This is a genomic window from Thermobifida fusca NBRC 14071 = JCM 3263, from assembly GCF_001592045.1.
GTDB classification, from domain to species: domain Bacteria; phylum Actinomycetota; class Actinomycetes; order Streptosporangiales; family Streptosporangiaceae; genus Thermobifida; species Thermobifida fusca.
Map to the genome: position 1 here is coordinate 1 of NZ_BCWB01000082.1, position 1,099 is coordinate 1,099.

1 protein-coding gene is annotated in these 1,099 nt (G+C 65.5%); it reads left to right on the forward strand.

Translation table 11 applies throughout. The features are described 5' to 3' along the window. Positions 1 to 12: 12 nt before the first annotated feature. Positions 13 to 1,099 (forward strand): RNA-guided endonuclease InsQ/TnpB family protein (locus TF1_RS15650; RefSeq protein WP_061784024.1); only part of this gene is annotated, 1,087 nt, incomplete at its 3' end.

Consider the following 1,099-nt stretch of genomic DNA (forward strand, 5'->3'; position numbering starts at 1 on the left):
AAAATGTGAGACATGGCGCAGATCGTGAAGCGGGCGTACAAGTACCGCTTCTACCCGACCCCCGAGCAGGCCGAAGAACTGCTCCGGACGTTCGGCTGCGTCCGCTTCGTCTACAACAAGGCGTTGGAGGAGCGGACACGCGCCTACACCCAAGAGGGCCGCCGGGTCTCCTACGTGGAGACCTCCGCGATGCTCACCCAGTGGAAGCGCACTGAGGAGCTGGCGTTCCTCAACGAGGTGTCCTCGGTTCCGCTCCAGCAAGCATTGCGGCACCTGCAAGCGGCGTTCGCGAACTTCTTCGCCAAGCGGGCCAAGTACCCCACGTTCAAGAGCAAGAAGAAGTCCCGGGCGTCGGCCGAATACACCCGCAGCGCGTTCCGCTGGAAGGACGGGCGGCTGTTCCTGGCGAAGATGCGCGAGCCTTTGCGCATCGTGTGGTCGCGGCCCCTTCCCGAGGGTGCGCAGCCGTCCACGGTCACCGTGAGCAGGGACGCGGCCGGGCGGTGGTTCGTGTCCATCCTCGTGGAGGAGAAGATCCGCCCGCTTCCCCCGGTGGAGTCCTCGGTAGGGGTGGACGCTGGTATCAGCGCTTTGGTGACCCTCTCCACCGGGGAGAAGATCACCAACCCCGGGCACGAACGCCGCGACCGGCGCAAGCTCGCCAAGGCGCAGCGAGCCCTGGCCCGCAAGCAGAAGGGCTCGAAAAACCGCGAAAAGGCCCGATTGAAGGTCGCCCGCATCTACGCCCGGATCACCGATCGCCGCCGCGACTTCCTGCACAAGCTGACCACTCGGCTCGTCCGTGAGAACCAAACGGTCGTGATCGAGGACCTGACCGTCCGCAACATGCTCCGCAACCACTCCCTGGCCCGCGCCATCTCGGACGCGAGCTGGCGGGAATTCCGCTCGATGCTGGAGTACAAGTGCGCCTGGTATGACCGGGAACTGCTGGTCGTGGACCGCTGGTTCCCTTCCTCCAAGTTGTGCTCGGCGTGCGGCACCCTGCAAGAGAAGATGCCGCTGAACGTCCGTACCTGGCAGTGCGCCTGCGGCGCGGCCCATGACCGCGACGTGAACGCCGCACGCAATATCCTCGCCG